The organism is Rhizobium sp. P1_C7 (genome assembly GCF_056406295.1).
The window spans coordinates 289,708-309,932 of sequence record NZ_JBFUAL010000003.1 but is presented as its reverse complement, the minus strand read 5'-3'; the positions used below and the strand labels follow the sequence as shown (position 1 = coordinate 309,932).

The following is a 20,225-nucleotide window of genomic DNA, read 5'->3' as shown; positions in this document are numbered from 1 at the left end:
GCCGGATTGCCGCGCGGCGCCCGGTTCAATGCCTTCGAAGGGACGCCGATGCATAAAGCCCGAAGCATCTTGATATGGGCCGTGGTTTCGCTCTGCGTGATCGTATTGATCACCTTGCCTGTCAGTCTGCAGACCCAGCTTATCGCCAGCATCACCGTGGTCGCGTTCATGGCGGTCATCAAGGGGTTGAAGGGCGAAGGCATCTGGCGTTTGATCGCGCTCGCCTTCGGAACATCGATCGTGTTGCGCTACGTCTACTGGCGCACCACCAGCACGCTGCCGCCGCTCAATCAGCCTGAGAACTTCATTCCTGGGCTGCTGCTCTACCTCGCGGAAATGTACAGCGTGGCAATGCTGGCCCTCAGCCTGTTTATCGTGGCGACTCCGCTCCCGCCGCGCGCATCTCGCGCATCGAAACTGGACCACTTCCCGCATGTCGATGTCTTCGTTCCCTCCTACAACGAGGATTCCCACCTTCTCGCCAATACATTGTCGGCAGCCAAGGCAATGGATTACCCCGCCGACAAGCTGCACGTATGGCTTCTCGACGACGGCGGGACGCTGCAGAAGCGCAACTCCAACAAACTGCTCGAGGCGCAGGTCGCGGTCGCTCGCCACAACGAGCTCAAGCAGCTGTGCGAGGACATCAGCGTCCGCTATCTGACGCGAGACCGCAACGAGCATGCAAAGGCCGGCAACCTCAACAATGGCATGAAGCACTCCTCCGGCGAACTGATCGCCGTCTTCGACGCAGACCATGCGCCGGCGCGCGACTTCCTCCTCGAGACCGTGGGCTATTTCGACGACGATCCGAAACTCTTCCTCGTCCAGACGCCGCACTTCTTCATCAACCCGGATCCGCTCGAACGCAACCTGCGCACCTTCGACAAGATGCCGAGCGAGAACGAAATGTTCTATGGAATCATCCAGCGCGGTCTCGACAAATGGAATGCCGCCTTCTTCTGCGGATCGGCCGCCGTTCTCAGCCGCAAGGCGCTGGAATCGCAAAAGGGATTCAGCGGAATCAGCATCACCGAGGACTGCGAAACCGCTCTCGCTCTACATGGCGCCGGCTGGAACAGCATCTATGTCGACAAGCCGCTGATCGCCGGACTTCAGCCCGCGACATTTGCCAGCTTCATCGGCCAGCGCAGCCGGTGGGCGCAGGGCATGATGCAGATCCTGCGCTTCCGCTTTCCGCTCCTGAAGCGCGGACTGACCATCCCGCAACGCCTTTGCTATATGTCCTCGACGCTGTTCTGGCTATTTCCCTTCCCGCGCACGGTATTCCTGTTTGCGCCGCTGTTCTACCTGTTCTTCGATCTCGAGATCTTCACGGCCTCAGGCGGCGAATTCCTCGCCTACACGCTCGCCTACATGCTCGTGAACCTGATGATGCAGAACTACCTCTACGGCTCGTTCCGCTGGCCGTGGATCTCCGAACTCTACGAGTACGTGCAGACCGTGCACCTGCTCCCCGCCGTCATTTCGGTCATGCTCAACCCGCGAAAACCGACCTTCAAGGTGACCGCCAAGGACGAGTCGATTGCCGTCAGCCGACTGTCGGAAATCAGTCGGCCGTTCTTCGTCATCTTTGCCGTGCAGGTCGTCGCGCTCGCCGTTACCATCTTCCGTATCTATACTGAACCCTACAAGGCCGACGTCACGCTTGTCGTCGGCGGATGGAACGTCATCAACCTGATCATGGCCGGTTGTGCGCTCGGCGTCGTTTCCGAACGCGGCGAGCGGGCATCGTCGCGACGCGTTCGCGTCAACCGCCGCTGCGAGTTCGGCATCAACGGCAAATGGCATCTGGCTTCCATCGAGGACGTCTCTGTGCACGGTGCCCGCCTGCACGTTTTCGAAAAGCAGCTGGACGCGGCACTGGTCGGTGGCAAAGGCGAAATCCGCTTCCAGCCCTATAGCGGCGCCGAGACCGAAACCCTGCCGCTGATCGTGCGCAACATTCAACCCTCCGAAGGTCTGTTGGCCGTGGGCTGCCAGTATGTCCCGAAGAGCGCGCTTGATCATCGTCTGATTGCCGATCTGATGTTTGCCAATTCCGCTCAATGGACGCAGTTCCAGGAAGGACGCCGGCGCAATCCCGGACTTATCCGCGGGACGATCTGGTTTGTCGGGCTATCGCTCTACCAGACAAGCCGAGGCCTGGTTTACTTCTTCCGCAGCATGCGGCCGGAGCGTGAAGCGCAGCGGCAAGCCGCAAAGGCGAACGGCTGATGAAGATAGTCGCCTCTGTACTTGCTTTTTGTCTCAGCGCATCGGCTTTCGCCAATGCCCAGACGGCACCGTTCGACATGTCAGGGGAACGCTCGACGGAGACGCGAACCGTCGTTCCGCGTTTGACACTTCCTGCAACTCCTGCACCGGCGGCCCCTGCGACCCCATCCGCGCCCGCGATAACCGGTGAGCCCCCCCCTCCTCTGGCGCCGTTTTCGATGGACCCGGCAACGCCCCAGCGTCAAACGGTTGCGCCCGCCCAGCCGATACAGCCAACCGCACCGCCGGTTTTGTCCCGTCCGCCACAGCAAACCGCGACGGAACAACCGGCCAACCCCATGGCAGGCGACCTCTCTCGCCGGTACGTCATACCGTTCCCGAAGCTTGGACTTGACGGCGAGTATGACCGCAGGTCGTGGTCGGTGTATCTGACGCCTGAGCAGGCTGCGGCCCCCGCTACGTTCAATTTCGCATATCAGAATGCCATTGTCGTTGCGCCCGAGGCTTCCCAGCTCGCCATTCTCGTCAACAACAGGATCATCGGCGAGCAGCCGGTCGGCTCGCCGGACGGTCCCACGAACGTTTCTTTCCCCGTACCGGCGCGGCTTCTGCAGCCGGGCGCAAATCTGCTGACAATCGAAGCGACGCATCGGCACCGCACCGATTGCACTGTCCAGTCAACCTACGAACTCTGGTCGGATATTGCTCCCTCCGAGACCTTCTTGAAATTTGCCGGTCAGGAGGCCGCCAAGTTCTCCAGTACGGATGCTATCCGCGCCGTGGGCGTCGATGGCGCCGGCCGGACCGAGTTCAATTTTGCCGTGCCGGCGCTTGAACAGCCAGGCACGACGAAACCGCTTTTGAGATTGGCGCAGGGTCTTGCCGTCTTGGCCGGCATGCCAAACCAGACCTTCTCGTTCACGACAGATTCCCTGCCTTCCTCAAGCCCGGGAAAAATGACCGTCGTTGTGGGAACGCCGAGCGAATTGCAACCCTTGTTTCCCGTGCCGGCGGCGGCGCAAACAGCCCCGTTCGCGACGTTTGCGACCGACCCGCGATCCGGCGCGCCGGTTCTCCTGGTGACCGGCCCCTCGTGGCCAGCGATTTCGACAGCGATCGATACGATCGTGTCGACGACGGACCGAGCCCCAACGATCCGTCGCGACGCACTCGCCACCCAGAGATGGAGCGCGCCGGATGCACCGATGATCTTTTCGGCGAGGACGCTGTCCTTTTCGCAGCTGGGCGTGAAGTCGACGGAGTTCTCGGGGCGGCGTTTTCGGACCAGCTTCAATGTCGCCGTGCCCGCGGATTTCTACGCCAACGCCTATGGCGAGGCGACGGTCCTGCTTGACGCGGCCTACACCCAGACGGTTCTGCCGGGCAGCCACGTCGATATCTATGTCAACGGCAACATCGCCTCCACCTTGCCGATCACCTCGACCGGTGGGGGCATCTTCCGGCACCTGCCCATTCGTGTGACGATGCGGCATTTCAAGCCCGGGCTCAACACCGTCTCGCTCGAAGCAATCCTGCTGACAAAGGAGGACGAGCTCTGTGTTCCCGGTACCACGGCGGGCGCCGGACCGCGTTTCGCTCTCTTCGATACCAGCGAATTCCAGATGCCCGACTTCGCCCGCGTCGGCCAGCGGCCCAATCTTGCCGCGCTTGCAGGGACCGGCTATCCCTATAGCCGCGCCGCGCAGCCGACCCCGCTCTTCATCGACCGGGTGGATGCGGACACTCTTTCGGCCACGGCAACGCTGCTTGGCCAGATGGCACTCGTTGCGGGACGTCCAATCGACATTGAGCCCGCAGCATCGCCAGCCGCGATCGGCGAGCGCGATGCCATCTTCATCGGTTCTATCTCGCAGATGCCCCAGGGTGTCTTGTCGCAGCTGAACATCGCTACCACCAGCCAGGCAACCTGGCGGCCACTCGCCGCGACGCAGACCACCCCGACCGAAACCAACGTGATGTTCGACCAATGGCGCTCCAAGGTCAGCGGTGGCGTCTGGCGCGGCCAGATCACGTCTTTCCAGGAATGGCTGCGACGGAACTTCGATATCTCGCTGAGCTCCCTGCAGTTCATTCCAGGGGCGGAAGCGCTGTTTACGCCGTCGAACGCCAACAGCTTCATGCTCGCCCAGGGAACGGGCACGTCGGGCGGTTCGACATGGACGATTGCCGCCGCACCATCGGCAAAGGACCTTCGAGAAGGGGCTAACGCCGTGACGGCGCATGTGAACTGGCCGCAGATCGCCGGTCACGTCACCACATACTCCGCGGCCACTGGCAAGATCGAAACGGTGCCCGTCACTCGTTTCGACTTCATCGGTGCAGAACAGGCGACATTCGCCAACTACCGCCTGATCGCGGCAAACTGGCTGTCGACCAACATTCTGTCCTATGCCGTCCTTTTGGTTGGTCTTTCTCTGCTGATCGGCGTGACGACAGCGAGCATGCTCGCACGACTGGGCAGGCACAAATGAGCAGGTGGCGAAACATCGTTGCGGCCGCCGGGGTCGCCCTGCTTGCCTTATGCCCGCTTTCAGCACAGGCAGCCGCGATCGATCCGCAAGCGTGGAGTGCCTACAAGGCAAAATTCCTGGATGCGAGCGGTCGCATCGTCGATGACGGCAACGGCGGCATCAGCCACAGCGAGGGGCAAGGCTACGGGATGCTGCTGGCATATCTTGCCAACAGCCCGTCCGATTTCGAGCAGATCTGGTACTTCACCCGCACCGAACTGCTGCTGCGCGACGATGGCCTTGCCGTCTGGAAATGGGATCCAGCCGTCAGCCCGCATGTGAGCGACACCAACAACGCGTCCGACGGCGACTTGCTGATCGCCTACGCGCTCGCGCTTGCGGGCTCGGCCTGGAACAACCAGTCCTATCTGAAGGCCGCAGCGAAGATCGCAGACGCGCTGCTGGCGCACGCCATCGTAGAAGCCGGCGGTCGTACCGTGCTCCTGCCTGGCGTCGAAGGATTCAATGCGCCTGAACGCGACGATGGCCCGGTGATCAATCCTTCGTACTGGGTCTATGAAGCGATCCCCGTCATGGCCCTTCTGGCGCCGTCCGACGAATGGCAGGCATTGTCGGATGACGGATTGTCGCTGTTGCAGTCGCTGCAGTTCGGTCCGCGCAAGCTGCCGGCCGATTGGGTGAGCCTCAATCATCAGCCGACACCTGCCGAAGGCTTCGATGCCGAGTTTGGCTACAATGCAATTCGTATTCCGCTCTATCTTGCCCGCGCGGGAGTTTCGGACAAGGCGCTGCTGCTACGATTGCAGTCGGGAATGACTGCCGAAGACGGCGCGCCAGCGACCATCGACCTGAAGACCGGCAAGCCAAAGCAGTCGCTTCCGGATGCTGGTTATCGAATTGTTAACGATGTTGTGGCCTGTGTAACATATGGAACGAAGCTTCCCGCATCGTCCCGGCAGTTCGCGCCGTCGCTCTACTATCCGTCCACCCTTCAGCTTCTGGGGTTGGCCTTTGTCGGGGAGAAACATCCAGAGTGTCTTTGAAATCCTCTGTCGTTGCAGTGTCGGTTGCGATCGTGGTGGCGGGCCTTGTCACTGCGCTGAAGGATCGCGCGGCCCTGCAAGAGGCGTTGGGTTTCGGGGCTCCAAGCCATTCGACGCCACAGTTGTTGTTGATGGGGCGCATCACAGGCGGCCCTGACCCCTTGCCCAACAGGCCGGCTTTCGACCTGCAGTCCGTGGCGGACCGCATTCAGGCCGTTGCGGCTGCCCCCGCTACACTCGGAGAACGATCGCCAAGCGAAGCGGCGCCCTCGTCGCCAGCCGCTATCGCGCAAGCAACGCAGTCGCCTCCAGCGCAACCCGCGTCGACGCAGCCAGCCCCTCAGCCTAAGGTCGACGAGAGCGCGCTGCGTTATTTTGCGAGCCGAGGGGACAAAGCGCGGCTTCAGGCGGAAATCTCGCGTCTGCAGGCACTCTATCCGGACTGGGTGCCGCCTGCCGATCCGCTCGCCATCCCGCAGGGCGGCGACAAGCAGCTCGAATCGATGTGGCAGCTCTATGCGGAAGGACGCTACGCGGAAGTGCGAAAGGCGATCGCCGATCGTCAGGCGGCCGACACCGCCTGGCAACCACCCGCAGATCTCCTCGATCGCCTCGATGTCGCCGAAGCGCGGGCGCGGCTGGTCAATGCCTCGAACCTGAAACAGTATGCCACCGTTGTGCAGATCGGGGCCGACACGCCGAGCCTGCTCACCTGCAGCGATATCGACGTTCTATGGCGCGTCGCGGAAGCCTTCGTCCGGACCGAGCGTCCCGATCGCGCGCAGGACGCCTATGCCTACATCCTGAAGAGCTGCACGAACCCGCAGGAGCGCCTTGCGACAATACAGAAGGCCTCCGGCTTGCTGCCATACGCGCCGATGCAAATTCTCCTGGCGCTCGAGCGTCCCGATGGCAACGGCGGCCGCGAATTCGACAGCATTCGCAATGACCTTGCCCGCAGCTTCGTTGCTGCCGGAAACGGCAATCCCGACCTGGCAATCGCGCCCGACTATATCACGCAGGTGCAGCACCTGGCCGAAACGCAAGGGATCGCCTCCGACAGTCTGCTGCTTGGCTGGTACAATCTGCGTCGCGAAAACTATACGGACGCTGAAAAGTGGTTTCGTGCGGCTCGCGTCAAAGAGGACTCGGCAAGCGCCTCCCAGGGGCTGGCGCTGGCACTGATCGCGCAAAAGAAGGAGCAGGAAGCGGAGGAAGTCATGTACAAATGGCGCGCCGCCTCCCCGGACGCAACCGCCACCTATCTCGCGGCAACGGCCAATCTGATGGCACTGCAGCCGCCGGCGAACATCGGCGAGGACGTGCTTGGACGCGTCGCGGCTGAAGTCATCGCCCAGAAATATGTGCCGACAGCACAGCAGTTCGGCTGGTATGCACGCTCCCTCAATCAGCCGCAGACCGCCGCGCGGTGGTTCGAGACGGCGTTGCGCTGGAAACCGGACGACGAACCGTCGGCCTATGGGCTCGCCATTACCCGCGAGCAGCTCAATGACCGCAAGGGCGTCGCGGAGGTCCAGCGCCTCTGGGCGGGGCGTTCGACGCGCATCGCAGAGCTCGGAGAAACTGCCTCCCTGAAGCCTCTCACCCCCAATACTTTCCCATCTCCCGGCACGGCAGCACAGCTGCAGGCGCAGAGCCAGGCTGCTGACGTTGTCGCGTCCCCGCCAGCTGAGCCCGCCAAGTCGGCGATGCAGACCGTTACCGTTCGCCGCGGTGCCCGCCAGTCGCGCGGATGCTCGACGACGGTCAACGCCCAGCTTCTGGAACCCGCGAGCGCACTCACCCGTGGCTGGTGCCTGATGGATCTCAACCGCCCAATGGAGGCTGTCGAGGCTTTCGAGGCGGCGCTTGCCAGTCCCGCCCGCAAGGTTCGCGAGGATGCGGCCTATGGGCAGAGCCTTGCCTACCTGCGTGCCGGACTTTCCAATAACGCCGCTGTTGCCGCGACGAAAGCGCCACAAAGCCGCCAGCGCGCCGCGGAACTCCAGGTCGCCATTCTTTCCGATCGCGCGCTTGCCGCCTTTGGTGCCAAGCGCTTCCGCGAGACGCTCGTCTATCTCGACCAGCGAGCGCAGCTGCAGCAGGAGCGCATCGATCTCATGGTTCTCCGTGGCTACTGCTACCTGAACCTGCAGATGTATGGCGACGCCGAGCGCATTTTCAACGCGGCAGCGGCCACGGGAAACAAGGATGCAAATCGTGGTCTTGCCGATCTGAAGAGTGCCACCCATCCGGACTCCAAGTACTAGACTAGGTTACCCCACCGTAGCGAGGGCGTTCGCATTGCGAGGCATAATTGGCCTTCGCTTGTGATGCCGTGGCCGCAGACTCCGGACCGTGACAGTCCCATCCAAGGCGGCCGGAAGCATCCAGCCTCGCAACAACGAAAATGCCCACCGCGAGACCAGCGGCGGGCATCTGCACTTCGGCTCGGAGAGAGTGTGAGCCTTAGATATTGGCAAGCAACTCGTTGATGCGCGATTCCATGTCGGCGAGAGCTGCGTCGACTTCCTTCTGACCGGTGATGGCAGCGCTCATTTCCTGGCCGATAATGTCCTGGATCGCGAACTGGCGCTGCACGGTCGCGGGCAGCGGCGTGCCCAGCGTGGCAATGGCAGAAATCGTGTCACGATGCGGCAGGGCCTTGAACTCGGCGGACGCCAACACAGCCTTGACTGCCGGCAGGTGGCCGGTGCGCGACCAGTCGAAGTCGTTGTCGTGGAAGAACTTCAGGAACTTGCCGATGGCAGCCGTTTCCTCAGGCTTGCGGTCCTTCTGCGACACTGCCCAGCTGTGGCCGTCCGCATACTGTGCCTTCTTGCCGCCGAAGAGCTGCGGGTAGGGATAGACGGCATAGCCGCCCTTGTTCAACGCCGTACCGGCGGTCTCGGACGAGGCTGTATAGTCCCCGATCACCCACGTACCGTTCAGATGGACCCCGCCTTCGCCGGAGAGGAAAGCGTTGATGCCAGCGGCGTAATCCAGGTCCTTGGTGGTGTCGCCGTTGTCATAGATCGCCTTGTACATCTCGAGAACCTTCTTGGCCTCCGGCGTATTCAGCTTCACCTGCTTCGGATTGGCGAAGAAGTTGGAATCCTGCTGGAAGAGGTAAGTGTAGAGATTGCGGGTATAGAGCGCGACCTCGTTTGCAAGGTTCTGGACGAAGTACGGCTTGCCCGTCTTTTCCTTGAACTGCTTGGCCTGTGCCAGAAGCTCGTCCGGGCTGGTGGGCAGCTTCGGCGTGCCGTCGGCGTTGACGAGCTCGGCTTTTTTGAAGAGGTCCATGTTGATGTGGTAAAGCATGGTCCAGTTGTCGATCGGAAGGCCGTAGATCTTGCCTTCCTTGGTCACGCCGCCCAGGCTGGCATCGGTGAAGTCGGAAGACGCGACGCCGACGGCCTTCAGCACGTCGTCGAGCGGCATGATCAGGCCCTTCGACTGATAGTCAGCAAGCACCGACTGATGGATGGTGACGATGTCAGGCGGATCGCCGGCTGCGAACTGCGCCGTCAGCTGGTCATAGCCCGGCCACTCAACGGTCGTGACGGTGACATGCACATCAGGATTGTCAGCATTGAACTTGTTGATGAGCGAGGTGATGATGCCGCACTCGCCGACAGCTTTGCTGACATCGGTGTTGGTGCCGAAATCCGCGTCACAGGCGCCAAAAAAGCGCTGGACGGTGAGTTCGGTGGCCGCAAAGGCCGGCGTCGCACCGGCGAGGGCGATCACCGAGGCCGCCGCCAGCATGTATTTCCTCAAGGTATGCGTCATTCCAACTCCTCCTCTTCGGGTCCTCGACCCCTGGCTTAAGCCCCCTCCCCGGGAGCCGGTTGCGACGTCATCGTCCTTCAGCCTCAGCGCACGGCGGCGCCGGAGACTGCCGTCACGATGTATTTCTGGAAAAACAGGTAGAGAATGAGGATCGGCGCGCCTGCAAAGACCGCCTGCGACATCAGGAAGCCGAGGCCTTCCGATTGCGCGAAGTTGGTCTGCGTCGAGGCAATCCCGATCGTCAGCGTATACATTTCCTTCTTCGTGCCCGAGATCAGCGGCCAGAAGTAATCGTTCCAGGCGCCAAGGAAGGTAAAGATGCCGAGCGTGGCCTGCGCAGGCACCGTGAGAGGCAGCAGCACCTTCCAGAAGATCTTGAAGCGGCTGGCGTTGTCGAGCAGCGCTGCCTCGTCGAGCTCCTTCGGAATGGCGCGGAAATATTGCGTCATCAGGAACACGCCAAACGGAGCGGACAGACCTGGCAGGATCAGACCATGATAGGTGTTGTGAAATTTCAGCCAGCTGAAGAGCTGGTGACGCGCGATCAGGACCGCCTGTTCGGGCACGGCAAGTCCGAGCAGAACGATGATGAAAAGCGCATTGCGGAACGGAAAATTCAGTCGGGCGAAGCCGTATCCGGCGAGCGACGAGAGAACAAGCGTCATGATGGTCAGGCCGCCTGAGACGATGACGCTGTTCAGAATCCAGCGGAAGACCGACGAAGTCGCCAGGATATTGATGTAGTTGTTGATCGTGTAAGGCGCATGGAAGACGGAGTTCATATCCGCCATTAGCTCCTTGTTGTCCTTCAGCGAGAGCCCGACCACCCAGACCACTGGCGCCATCATGATCAGCGCGCAGAGAATGGCGAGGAACAGGATCACGCGATCGCCGGTCGAACGACCGACCATGTTGCCACCGGAAGCGCTCATCCTTCTTCTCCTTTGCGGCGCGAGATGAAGTACTGCGCCATGGCAGCAATCAGGATCAGGACGAACAGAACTTCCGAGGCTGCAGCACCCAGCCCGAGGTCCCATTTGGTAAAGGCGGCTTCGTAGATGTAGAAAACGATCGGTTTGGAGACGTTATTCGGACCGCCGAGCGTCATCAGCTTGGACTGACCGAAGAGCTGGAACTGCAGCACGACCTGAATGATGAGAACGAGGACGAAGGTTCGCCGGATCGATGGCAAGGTGATGTGCCAAAGCGTGCGCCAGCGGCTGGCATTGTCGAGTGCTGCCGCCTCGTAGATCTCCGCCGGCACCTGTTGCAGCGCCGAAAGGAAAAGCATCATTGGCAGACCGATGCACCACCAGATGGTGGCGATGGCTATGCCGATCATCGCAAGCTTCGGATCTGAAAGGAAGGCCGGCGAGGTTGCGCCGAACCAGCCGTAGACCGTGGCGAGCAATCCGAAATTTCCGATGAAGACGATGCGCCAGATCAGCGTGACGATCGTCACCGACAGGACCGACGAAGAGAAATAGATTGTGCGCAGCACCGTCGCCGTCTTCGTCTTCCGGTTCAACGCCAGTGCCAGCAAAAGCCCCAGGACGGCCAGCGCCGGCACCGTCAGAAAGACGAAATAGAAGGTGTTGCCGACAACCTGGATGAAAATCTTGTCGCGGAAGAGGCGCAGATAGTTGTCGATGCCGACGAAGCGCCCAGTGCCGAAGGCATCGGCCTTGTGGAGGCTGAGCCAGATGCCCCAGAACAGCGGTACAACCAGCAGGGTGACGAAGAAAAACAGGTAGGGCGCGACAAAGAGGGCGTTACGCCAGAGCGGCGCATTGATGTTCTGTACTGTCTGCCGCGCGGCGGCCTTGGCGCTCGAACGGGTGCCGGACAGGGTCGCCTCAGCCATGCCCCGGCTCCTCGTTGTGCCAGGCGCTGCCTTCGGCATTGAAAAGATGTGTGCGGGTGCCGTCGAGCGCCAGCCCCACCTCGTCGCCGATCGCAACACGACTGTTGCCGATGTCTTCGGCCACGACCGTGCTGCCGTCCTTGAGGCGCGTATAGAGAAGCGTGCGGTCGCCGAGGCGCTCGAGCACGTCAACCTTGCCCGTCGTCGTTGCCGGAACGCCGTTTGCCAGTTTCACCGCCTCGGCGCGGATGCCGAGCGCGTGCTCGCTGCCTTTGACGCCGGCTGCACGGATTGCAGTCTGCAATTCTACGCCATCAGGCAGGCTGGCGCGGAGGAAACCGTTCTGCTCCGACAGACCGACCTGCAGAAAGTTCATGGTTGGGGAACCGACGAAGGTGGCGACGAAGCGGCTGGCCGGACGGGAATAGATCTCCATCGGAGATCCGATCTGCTCGATCTTGCGGTTGTTCATGACCACGATGCGATCGGCCAGCGTCATCGCCTCGATCTGGTCGTGCGTGACGAAAATCATTGTCGATTTGACGCGATTGCGAAGCTGGGCGAGTTCTACCCGGGTGCGAACACGCAAAGCCGCATCGAGGTTCGACAGCGGCTCGTCGAAGAGGAAAGCCTTCGGCTCCTTGACGATGGCGCGCCCGATCGCGACGCGTTGCCGCTGGCCGCCCGAGAGCTGGCCGGGCTTGCGCTCCAGGAGATGGCCGATCTCGAGCATGCGGGCCGCTTCCGCAACACGGGCGGAAATGACGCCTGCGGGAATGTTGATATTGCGCAAGCCGAACGCCATGTTGTCGGCAACCGTCATGTGCGGATACAGCGCATAGCTCTGGAATACCATGGCGATGTCGCGCTGTCCGGGCGGCAGCGTGTCGATGCGCTCGCCGTTGATCGAGATGGTTCCCTCGTCGACGCTTTCGAGGCCGGCAATCATCCGAAGCAGGGTCGATTTCCCGCAACCCGAAGGCCCGAGGAAAACCATGAACTCATTGGCGTTGATCGACAGCGAAAGGCCGTCGAGGACGGTCATCGAACCGAAACGCTTGCTGACATTGTGGATTTCGATAAAGGCCGTCATCCGACTGCTCCCATGCTGCAGTCAGAACCCGAAAAGCCGATATGGACACGTGGCTGGCCTATCTCGACCGAGTTGACGCCCGTTTTGACAAACGGGGCCCCTTCAGTCAGTGGTAGTGCCAAAACAGAAGCGGTGGCTCCCATCTTTTCCTCCCAGTGGCACGTCAAAACCGGTGCGCTGACGTTAAATCATACAATTGCGATGTCAACATATCTTTGATATGCATCAGCTTTCTTGATTTAAATATCAAGCCTGCAACCGGATCATCCGGTAGGAGAGCGGTGCGATTTTTGCGCTGAGCTTTCCGCCCGCAAACGACGCGTCGTCAGCCTTGTGAGGCACGACATTGTCGGGTTTCTCGGCGGTGTTGGTGATGGTGAGATCGGCATGTGCGATCACCTGATCGTCGACGATCTTGAGCGCTCCGAACTCCAGCAGGCTGGCGTCGAGGTCGAGGGATTCGGTGCCGTGCCGATTGACGATGAAGAATGTCACCGCCCTCCTGTCCGCATCGTGGACGGCGGAGACGTCTAGATAGGGTACATCGCCGAGATCGTCGACCTTGTAGCTCGGGCTGTCCACCATCAGCTTCAGCGCCGTGCCACGACCGAAGACCGAGGCAAAATAGTAGGGGTAGAAGATGGTCTGGCGCCATGCATCGCCGCCCGGCGCGGTCATGATCGGCGCGATGACGTTCACGAGCTGCGCGAGGCAGGCGATCTTGACCACATCGGCTCGGTTGATGAAGGTGTTGAGGATGCAGCCGACCTGCAGCACGTCCTCGAAATTATAGTCGTCTTCTAGGAGTGCCGGGGCATGCGGCCAGCCGTTGGCGCCGGCCAGCGTCGCCTTGTCGCGCTCCTTGGAATGATACCAGACGTTCCATTCGTCGAAAGAAATGTAGACGTCCTTGGTCGAGCGTTTTTTCGCCTTGATGTAGTCGATGACACCGGCGACCGTGCCGATGTAATTGTCGAGCTCGATGCTGCGGGCAAGGTAGTTTGCCGTGTTTTTGGCGCGATTCTCAAAATACATGTGCAGCGAGATATAATCGACCTCGTTGTAGGTGTGGTCGAGAACGGTTGCTTCCCATTCGGGATAGGTCGGCATGTGGGCATTGGACGAGCCGCAGACGACGAGTTCTAGCGAGCTGTCGAACGCCCGCATCGCCTTTGCGGTCTCGTGCGCCAGGCGACCGTATTCGTCGGCGGTCTTGTGGCCGATCTGCCAGGGGCCGTCCATCTCGTTGCCGAGGCACCAGAGCTTTACGTCCCAAGGCTCGGCGCGGCCGTTGGCGACGCGCTTGTCGCTCCATTCGCTGCCGCCGGGGTGGTTGACATATTCGAGGAAATTTCGGGCCTCGTCCAGCCCGCGCGAGCCGAGATTGACGGCGAGCATCATCTCGGTGTTGGCAGACACACACCAGTCGGCGAATTCATGCATGCCGACCTGGTTGCTCTCGGACGTGTGCCAGGCAAGATCGAGACGCGTCGGACGGCTCTCCTTCGGGCCGATGCCGTCTTCCCAATTGTAAGCCGAAACGAAGTTGCCGCCGGGATAGCGCACGATTGGAACATTGAGCTCCTTGACGAGATCGATGACATCCTTGCGCATGCCGTTCTCGTCGGCGGTGGCATGATCGGGCTCGTAGATGCCGGTATAGACGGCACGGCCCAGATGCTCGATGAACGAGCCATAGAGCCGCGGGTCGATGTCCGAGATCGTATACTTGCTGTGCGCTGTAACCGCAGCCTTCATGATGTCCTCCACTATATCGTCTTTTGTGATTTGTATCACAATTTGAGATGAATAAAGCGGAAGGCCCCGTCGTGGTCAAGGGTAAAATTCAGAAAGCCGGATATAGTCAGCGGGTTTTCAGACGCAACAGGATATCCTGGTCGTAATTGCCGAAGCCGCGGCCGAAAATATTGATGCCGCCGGGATGCTTGGCGTCGTCACGCACACCGATGCGCAAACGGATCGAATGATGCTCGTCGAGCTTGAGGTCCGCGAGTGTGACATCGGAAATGCGCAATCCGTCGACGAAAGCGCCGTCGTCATTGATGCGGAAATTCTTGAGCTTGCCATATTGCGAGCCCTTCAGTTTCCACCAATCCGGCGTAAAAACCCCGCGTTTGTCGCCGAAATCGCCCGGAGACGTCCATGTTCCAATGTCTGTGCCGTTGACCGTAAGCGTGATGTCGGAGGGCCAGTCGGCGCTTGTCCCGGGCACTTCCGAACTCAGCTCCATGACGAACTCGATCTCGCGAATGCTGGTGTTGGCCAGCCGCGCATTGTTGGGAAACTGATACTCTACATGGCCGCGGGTGAACCAGATCAGTGCCGTTTTCATCCGGTCCGGATCGAAAAACGTATTGGGAACATCGAGCAATCCGATGATGCCGTCGACCGAACAGAGACCGCACGGGGCCGTTACTTCGAAGCTCGTATAGAGCCCGAGCGGCATCGACACTTCGATCGCATCCGGTTCGGTTTCCTTGATTTCATTCTTGAAGACAACCAGGATCTCGTCATAGACGCTGTGGCAAACCTTCTGGTTGCCCTTGCGGGCCTTCTGAGTCTCCGTTCGGATCAGCCCGGCCCCCTCCAGCATCTGCACATTGGTCGAGACGCTGGATTGCGGCAAGTCAAGGATCTCAGCGATCTCGTTGACATTCAGCGGCCCCTTTTCGTGCAGCAGCTTCAACACGGAAACCCTCGCCGGCGATGCCAGCCCCTTGAGAATAGGCATGCCCTCTTCGGGGTCGACGACAAGAAAGCTGCGGCTCATAGGGTTCCGATCGGGCAAGATAAGGATGCGTATCTTTGTTGTATATCAACAAATTTGATTTATTCAATCGGTGGCCCGTCACCCAAGCTGGATGGCTCCCGCACATTTGTTCGTGTGCCAGAGTTTCAAAGCAGATTGCTCTCTAACCGATGTCCTGACCCTCCCGGTCCGTGCGTCCGTTCGGCAACAAGGAAGTCCTTGGCGGGTCATCGCAGAGGCCGACAAACGCGAAGCTTCTGTGCTCGCAGTCACTACGACGCCCAAGGCATTTCTGGGCAACGTAAGGCTGACAAAAGGACGGAAGCGCATTCAGGTCGCGGTCGGCCTGCATCCTGAACTTGTGGCAACCCGGTATAAGGAGGTCGATGACGTCCGGAAGTTGATTGCGCAGACAAAGTACGTTGGAGAAATCGGCATCGATGGATCGCCGGATCATACACCTGGTCTGGACCTGCAAACTGAAGTTCTCTCGACCATCCTGACCCAGGCGGAAGCTCAAGGTGGCAAGATTCTTACCGTCCATTTTCGCGGCTCAGCGTCGGTCCGGCGATGTTGCGGAGTCGGAAAGGCAGAGAATTGCCTGCCGCAATGCCCAAAACCGCCTCTTTACAGAGACTGACGGTCGCTGAAGATAACTCACCGCTGGTGCCGTCGGACGATAGGATGCTCCCAAACCGGGCACAGCTTTGGGGGCTTTCGATTGGGGACGCGGATAGGAAACTTCGAATAATTTAGGTGATCTCGTGGGTTGCCTTGACTACGTCAGCGTCGCTTGAAACGACAGCCGCATTGATAGCGGGCAATGCTTGGGGCGATCCTTGTCGCCTCCAGCATTGTTAGAGAGAGCGGTGGATCACGGCTCTCGCGATTCGATCTTCGTACAGTTTTGCAAACTTGCGTCCAAGCGGTCGACACGATCTGCCACCTTAGCCTGCTCGTCTTTCGTTACCGCGCCTGGGCTGTATAAGCACAGGGTCTCCGCAACGTCACTGGGCGACTGATCCAAAGAAAGGCTTGCTGCGATCATTCGGTCCTCAACGACATTCCAATCGACGTTCGCGCCGCCAGATTTCTGAAGCTCATCCGCAGCTATGTCGCCCAATGTTTTCCTGGGCCCCATCGATTCACGTAGGCTTGGAAGAGCCGCCGCCCCTTTTGTGTCGTTCAGAAGTGATTACGACGCCAGGCGTACTGTCCGAAGTCGGGACTGGTCCTTTGCGTGGTGGATAAGCTGACTTGGACGGACGAGGCGGCGGAGGAGAGGCAACCAACTCGGCGATGAAAGCCGCAAGAGGCCCGATATCCTCTTTCGAACTCGCGGCCTCAAGGCATCCCATGTACTCATCCCTTCGCGCGTAAGGAATCACGGTCCAGGGATAACCACCTTCAGCCAACAGACAATTCATCAGGAAGCGTGCGCTACGACCGTTTCCATCCATGAAAGGATGGATGTAAGTGAACAGGAACGGGGCCAGCACAGCCTCTACGCGCGGATCGTCTTCCTCTTCAATACATTCAAAGAGAGCCTCCATCCCGTCCAGAACAGCGTCCGGCGAATACGGAACATGACCGGAGCCAAACAGGTAGACAGGACCGTTTCGGTATCCTGCCAGTTCATATTGCTTTCGGATGTTAGCATCGACGAATGGCTGAAACATCGCCTTGAACCATTCCTGGTGGCGATCCCACAATAGTGGCCCAGTTGGTTCGTTCTGCAGAATGCGACGTACGTCGGCCTTCACCTCATTAAAGGCGAGCCAATAGCCACGTGCTGCCAAAGCATTCTGGGTGTCGAAATCGCTGACGTTAATTTCGGGCTGCCAACTACCAGCCTTGACCTTTTCGATTAGCTCGGCCGAGACCTGATAGCCTTCAATGCTGAGCGAGTTGTAGGCGTCAGATACATATCGGTCGTCGATATCTCGCAGGTAACCGTCGATGTCGTTTATTCTTTTCGACTCCTGGGTGAAGTGAGAGAGCACGCCCGACCTCATCCGCTCCCACATTAAGGTAATGCGAGTAGCGGCTGCCTTGGGCGGGCGACGTGCGTCGAACTTTGCCTCGATGGTTTTTTCAAACGGAGCGATCTCTCGGACATTGTGCTTTCCGTCTTTCAAACTAGACAGGATCGCGTCAGCATCCGTTGCGCGCCCGAGCTGGCGTAAAGCTCCAGCGACCGCCCCTGCTTTCACAACCTTGCCGTCCTCAAGAATTGCGCGGAGAAGTATTGAGCCTCCCCTTATTGATCCGAGAACGGCTGCAGCGTCCGTTGAATTTTCCGCCCAGGTCGCAACCGGCAGATTGGCAATAGCAGCCTCGGGAGACAGCATCCGCAGACCTCCCTTTTCAATAATCGCCGTTGGGGAAATCGGCTTGGTAGTGCTGTAGATATATAAAGACGTGTTGTTCGGAAGCTCGACCTTTGCGTTTACTCCCGTCGAGACGCAAACAACGAGCTGCTCTGGAACCTTTTGGTTCTCGGCATGGATTCGTAGCGATGCAACGGCATCGAGCCAGTATTCTTCTCTGAAGCGTTTTCGCAGGTATTGGGCGACGAAGTCCCAGTAGACACTACCCCACATAGTTTCGACACGGCGCCGTGCCCCGGGTTTGGAGATAGCGTACCACCCGCGCATGATCAGCTCTAAGAATCCTGCTTCGACAAGCTGTCGGCGATGCTCGCCATCTATATCGCCTGACTCGATGACTGCTGACGTGTTCACGTCAGTTATGGCTTTTAGTGCCTGAAGCGCTTCCGCGAGGACGATGTGGCTCCGACCTAAGCTCATTGCGTTTCCTTCCATTCAGACGCCACAATAACTTAGCGCCGCTTATTTACAATAACTTACGTATGTCTATTTACAATATGTTTTATCTGTCGACTCGCAATAGGTTATAGACGACCATTAACAATAAGTTATTACGTCGCTTCACAATGGATTTCATATGTCGATTCACAATATGTTATTCAGGTTGATTCACGAGACATTACGACAAGCGTCTGTAATAGCTTCTCTTTCAGGCCCCAGTGGAGCAAACTTCCGATCTAACATGCCGGAGGATCGAGGGAGGTCGCGCTAACACGACGCGCTCGCAGTCGGGAAGTCGTGCCCTCTACTTGAGCAGCTCGGCACCCCAAAACGCGAGATGCTAGCTCTGATCGCCCTTCAAAGTACTACGGCATTAGGTAGCAAAAACCACCAGACCTAAAATGGCATCGCGGCTACCTTGGTTCCTGTGAAAATGGAGCCTCGAATGAGTGTAGCGTATGAGTTGAAGCGGAAGCGGGCCGCGTTGGCCGAAAGGTTGCAGCAGATTGCAATGGAGCAAACCGAGATTCAGGGACTGATGAATGCACTGGATCGCGTCATCTTGAGCTATGAGCCTGCCTACCAGGCATCGGCACTGGCCGGGAAAGAGCGCGGTGATCGGCCTCGAAAGGACAAGCTGCCGTCATCTGAGGTGAAAGCGGCGATGAGCAGTGTGAACAAACGCCAAGCCGTCTTGGAGGTACTCCGCGAAGCTGGAGAACCGATTTCGGTAGCCGATTGCGCAGCGAAGTTTGCGGCCAAGCTAGGCATCCCGAGCGAGCCAGCGAACCTCTCAGACGTCGCACACCGCCTGTCGGCGGTCCTGACCCAACTGACGACTGCGGGACGCGTTCGGCAGTCCGGCCAGTTCGACGGCCGTAAGGTTCTGTGGGAGGTTGCAGCTTAGCCTTCCCAGATCAGGTCTGGCGGACTGTTGCCCTGCCAGTATCCGCACAAATAGCGGGATGTCGGGCGGGACAGTGCCTTCCCAAGCAACTGGAAGGTATGGCCTCGATTGCTCACCTCACGGCAATCCTCGCGCCACGCGAGTTCGGCCACGTACCAGTCGAAGTACTTCAACGAAAACCGATGATGGATGCCGACGTACGCCCGCTGGACCCGCGAGAAGAAGCTCTCGACCTGATTGGTGTTGATGCCGTCTTCCGTCTGATAGGCCTTTGAGTGGTTGACGTGCTGAAGCTTGTTCAGGCCAGCCAGGTCGTTGTAGCTGCCATCCTCGTCCGCGAAGACTGTTGCCTCCCTCGACACGTGATTTCGGACGACCGCCCACGCGGCGTCGCCATCTTCGTCACGGATGACGCGGGTGAACGTCTTTCCTCCCAGTCCTCGCTGGCGGATCGCAAGAGCGCACAGACGCTTCATGTTCTGGTATTTCTTGAGACGGCGGTCGATGCGATCCTCGGCCTTGTTCTCAGGACGGACGTGGCCACCAGCGTATTTGCCGTCAATCTCGACCTCGCCATCGAGCACCATCTCCTCCCTGCGCCAGGCGATGGCCTCGCGCAGTTTCATCAGGAGCACCCAAGCGGTCTTGTATTGGACGCCGATCTCGCGTGAGAGCTGGAGAGCGGCCTTGCCCTTCACCGAGTTCGCCGAGAACCAGATGGCGATAAGCATCTTCTTGAAGCTCAGCTTGCGTGCATGGAACACCGTGCCTGAGGTGACGCTGAAACACGCTCTTGCAGGTCTTCTCGGTGCACTTGAAGCGATTGCGGCTCATCGTGTGGCACCGCAGCGTTCCACACTTGGGGCAATAAGCCTCGCCCTCTGTCTCATGCCAGCGCAGGCGCTTAAACCAGTTGTAGGCAGTCGTATCCCGCATCCTGGCGAGATCGAGCACCGTCAGCGTTCGGCACTCTGGCGAGAGCAGGAAGTGCTGGCCCTTGGGCGTGTCTTCGGGTTTCGCCATGGCTCAACCCCTCCGCGATCCGGAGGAAGGTCGGGCGGCGTATTTCCAAGCCCCCGCCCAAAGCACTGACGGCCAACATCGCAGCGTGCGGGGCTCCAGAAGTCGACGGCAGGCACAGCGGATCGGCGGCGCTTGCAGCAGGAGTCGATCGGAGGAGATTTAAATGGTT

14 protein-coding genes are annotated in these 20,225 nt (G+C 59.6%); 6 read left to right on the top strand and 8 right to left on the bottom strand.

Annotated features, from left to right (window positions below; translation table 11 throughout):
- The first annotated feature begins 48 nt into the window (after positions 1-48).
- Genes bcsA through AC1D2R_RS06440 form a run of 4 tightly spaced genes read left to right on the top strand, consistent with a single transcriptional unit; the run spans position 49 to position 8,043 of the window.
- Positions 49-2,238, top strand: coding sequence for a UDP-forming cellulose synthase catalytic subunit (bcsA, locus tag AC1D2R_RS06455; protein ID WP_477965918.1), 2,190 nt, complete (start codon positions 49-51; stop codon positions 2,236-2,238).
- Positions 2,238-4,730 carry a cellulose biosynthesis cyclic di-GMP-binding regulatory protein BcsB gene (locus AC1D2R_RS06450; RefSeq protein ID WP_477965916.1) on the top strand — a complete coding sequence of 831 codons (2,493 nt, stop codon included), beginning with the start codon at positions 2,238-2,240 and terminating at the stop codon, positions 4,728-4,730. The genes bcsA and AC1D2R_RS06450 overlap by 1 nt, the downstream gene beginning before the upstream one ends.
- A complete protein-coding gene (locus AC1D2R_RS06445) occupies positions 4,727-5,773 on the top strand; it encodes a family 8 glycosyl hydrolase (RefSeq protein ID WP_477965914.1) in 1,047 nt (348 codons plus the stop codon). The genes AC1D2R_RS06450 and AC1D2R_RS06445 overlap by 4 nt, the downstream gene beginning before the upstream one ends.
- Positions 5,770-8,043 carry a cellulose synthase gene (locus AC1D2R_RS06440; RefSeq protein WP_477966064.1) on the top strand — a complete coding sequence of 758 codons (2,274 nt, stop codon included), beginning with the start codon at positions 5,770-5,772 and terminating at the stop codon, positions 8,041-8,043. Before AC1D2R_RS06445 ends, AC1D2R_RS06440 begins: the two co-directional genes overlap by 4 nt.
- A gap of 199 nt (positions 8,044-8,242) precedes the next feature.
- On the opposite strand, the gene AC1D2R_RS06435 is transcribed toward AC1D2R_RS06440, so the two are convergent.
- From AC1D2R_RS06435 to AC1D2R_RS06410, 6 genes are all read right to left on the bottom strand, one after another.
- The gene (locus AC1D2R_RS06435) at positions 8,243-9,568 is read right to left on the bottom strand and encodes an ABC transporter substrate-binding protein (protein ID WP_477965912.1); all 1,326 of its coding nucleotides are present in this window, start codon (positions 9,566-9,568) and stop codon (positions 8,243-8,245) included.
- An 83-nt stretch (positions 9,569-9,651) separates the two neighbouring features.
- On the bottom strand, positions 9,652-10,500 hold the full coding sequence (locus AC1D2R_RS06430) for a carbohydrate ABC transporter permease (RefSeq protein ID WP_477965910.1): 849 nt from the start codon (positions 10,498-10,500) through the stop codon (positions 9,652-9,654).
- On the bottom strand, positions 10,497-11,432 hold the full coding sequence (locus tag AC1D2R_RS06425) for a carbohydrate ABC transporter permease (protein WP_477965908.1): 936 nt from the start codon (positions 11,430-11,432) through the stop codon (positions 10,497-10,499). The genes AC1D2R_RS06430 and AC1D2R_RS06425 overlap by 4 nt, the downstream gene beginning before the upstream one ends.
- Entirely contained in the window at positions 11,425-12,525 is a 1,101-nt protein-coding gene (locus tag AC1D2R_RS06420; protein WP_477965906.1) for an ABC transporter ATP-binding protein, read from the bottom strand. Before AC1D2R_RS06420 ends, AC1D2R_RS06425 begins: the two co-directional genes overlap by 8 nt.
- Before the next feature lie 246 nt (positions 12,526-12,771).
- Positions 12,772-14,283, bottom strand: coding sequence for an arabinosylfuranosidase ArfA (gene arfA / locus AC1D2R_RS06415; protein ID WP_477965904.1), 1,512 nt, complete (start codon positions 14,281-14,283; stop codon positions 12,772-12,774).
- A gap of 106 nt (positions 14,284-14,389) precedes the next feature.
- Positions 14,390-15,316, bottom strand: coding sequence for an ArsR/SmtB family transcription factor (locus AC1D2R_RS06410; RefSeq protein WP_477965902.1), 927 nt, complete (start codon positions 15,314-15,316; stop codon positions 14,390-14,392).
- A gap of 91 nt (positions 15,317-15,407) precedes the next feature.
- Between AC1D2R_RS06410 and AC1D2R_RS06405 the strand changes: the two genes are divergently transcribed.
- Complete coding sequence (locus AC1D2R_RS06405; RefSeq protein WP_477965900.1) at positions 15,408-15,935, top strand: TatD family hydrolase; 528 nt, start codon at positions 15,408-15,410, stop codon at positions 15,933-15,935.
- Positions 15,936-16,440: 505 nt separating this feature from the next.
- Here AC1D2R_RS06405 and AC1D2R_RS06400 read toward each other — a convergent pair.
- On the bottom strand, positions 16,441-18,105 hold the full coding sequence (locus AC1D2R_RS06400) for a Fic family protein (protein ID WP_477965898.1): 1,665 nt from the start codon (positions 18,103-18,105) through the stop codon (positions 16,441-16,443).
- A 466-nt stretch (positions 18,106-18,571) separates the two neighbouring features.
- On the opposite strand from AC1D2R_RS06400, the gene AC1D2R_RS06395 reads away from it, so the two are divergent.
- Positions 18,572-19,033, top strand: coding sequence for a hypothetical protein (locus AC1D2R_RS06395; protein ID WP_477965896.1), 462 nt, complete (start codon positions 18,572-18,574; stop codon positions 19,031-19,033).
- On the opposite strand, the gene AC1D2R_RS06390 is transcribed toward AC1D2R_RS06395, so the two are convergent.
- On the bottom strand, positions 19,030-19,797 hold the full coding sequence (locus tag AC1D2R_RS06390; RefSeq protein WP_477965894.1) for an IS1595 family transposase: 768 nt from the start codon (positions 19,795-19,797) through the stop codon (positions 19,030-19,032). The two genes, AC1D2R_RS06395 and AC1D2R_RS06390, sit on opposite strands and share 4 nt — an antisense overlap.
- Between the last annotated feature and the right edge of the window lie 428 nt (positions 19,798-20,225).